This window comes from Mycobacterium sp. UM_Kg27 (assembly GCF_000972905.1).
Classification (GTDB): domain Bacteria; phylum Actinomycetota; class Actinomycetes; order Mycobacteriales; family Mycobacteriaceae; genus Mycobacterium.
Genome location: NZ_JRMM01000263.1, coordinates 1 through 1,726, shown reverse-complemented (window position 1 = coordinate 1,726; position 1,726 = coordinate 1). Strand labels below are relative to the sequence as shown.

Below are 1,726 nucleotides of genomic sequence, written 5' to 3'. Positions count from 1 at the left end.
GTGCCGCTGCTGGTGTTTACGTCGTTGCCGTTGGCGCCCGCAGGTGCGTTGTCAGTGCCGCCTGCGGTGTTGTTGCCCCCGCCGGTGCCGGTCTTGATGCCGTCTGTGCCGCTGGTGTTTACGTCGTTGCCGTTGGCGCCCGCAGGTGCGTTGTCAGTGCCGCCTGCGGTGTTGTTGCCCCCGCCGGTGCCAGTTTCGTTGCCGCCTGCGCCGCTGTTGGCGCGGCCTTCCGGAAGAAGGAGATCGTCCACGCTCCTGGGAATGGGGCGATTCTCCGCGTCCCCGGCGTCGTACCGCAATGGAAGCTGGTCGGTACCAGCTGCCTTTCTGCTCAGATCTTCAGCGGTGGGTGGCTGGGACGGTGGTGGGCTGAAATTTGCACCGTTATCTTGCAGCCACTTCTGGGCGTCGCCTTCGATGCCCAGATCTTCGAACATTTGTCGGGTTGCCTCAATGATCTGTCGATTAGCATCTGAGCTATATTCGGCTGCCTTTCCGTTGGCTTCGACGATTAGTCCGACGGCTTCGGTCATTGCCTCCGGTGTATTTTTCGCTACCAGGTCGTCGATTTTTGGGTTGTACTGGTTCGCGATGTTGGTTAAGTTCTGACGGAGTTCTTTAACGGCCTTGACGACGCTGTCGCTAGCTGTCTTCTTGCTCCGGCAGTGCTCGGCGGCGTTCGTCAGACGGTTGTAGCCGATACGTAGCCGTATCAGCTCGTCCTCTGTGGTTCGTCCACTGTTCCTTGCGCTTACACCGTTTGTGAAATCCCGGAGTTCGATTGCTTCGCGCTCTTTGGAGTCGGATTGACTAGACCAGTGCTGGATCCCCATCTCGGGCCGTGTCGGGGGGCCGGGCCACCACACACCTACTAAGTAAGGTGACCATTTGCCTGGCGGTAGATCAGTCACTGCACAATTCCTTCAGAACGCGTTGTGCCGTAGTCATCATCTCGATCGAGTCTTGAAACTGCTTGTTATCCGAACCCTTGCTCGCAGCTGCAGTCATGGTTTGGTAAGCCTGCGCCAGATTGAGCGCGGCATCACGGTATTCGTTATCGAGCGCAGGATCGATAGCCGCAGCTTCAAGAATAATTGCGCCGTTCGCAGCAGCGATACGTGCGAACGCAGCACCAGTACCATTCGTTTCAATGTTCACGGCATCTGAAGCGAGTGTATACTTGCTGCATAGCTGCGCCTTGGCTACCGCTCTTTGGGTAGCGGCATACGTGGGATTATGCCCCGCCCTAATTAGGGCCAGTATTCCGACTACAAGTGCAGCGGCGGCTAGCAACGCCGTTAGCGCCAAGAGCGTCAGTGGCAATCGACTACGTGGCGGAACTGGAGGCGGTGAGGGCCACGGCGGAGGGTTGATCGTCACACTGCGGATGGTAGACCTCTACGCGATTTCACGTTTACATCCTGACTGGGACCGCGTTCGTTCGGCTTGCTGAGGCCCTGCGCATTGAACGTCGCGTCAGCCGACAACCGCGGTGCCACCGGTCTCAAGTTCCGCCTAGCGTTTCGCAAGAGTGGATCTTGGATCGACCCGCACGTTCGGACGTGTCGGTTCCGGTCCAAAATTGAGCAGGTGATTCCGGTCGAAAAGTGAGCACCCTTCGATTGGAGAGTGATCACTGTGAGCCGTCCCGGTAAGTCCGGGGACTGATTTCCTTGAATCACCCCGCCTTCGGTGGGGTGTGCCTGTGATCGTAGTGAAGCGCTTC

The 1,726-nt window shown here is 58.2% G+C and carries 1 protein-coding gene and 1 pseudogene; both read right to left on the bottom strand.

Annotated features, from left to right (window positions below; genetic code table 11):
• Positions 1–833, bottom strand: a pseudogene (locus LI94_RS23520) (hypothetical protein); the annotation flags it as partial.
• 70 nt (positions 834–903) lie between these two features.
• Complete coding sequence (locus LI94_RS22810) at positions 904–1,158, bottom strand: hypothetical protein (protein ID WP_192831018.1); 255 nt, start codon at positions 1,156–1,158, stop codon at positions 904–906.
• Positions 1,159–1,726: the final 568 nt, after the last annotated feature.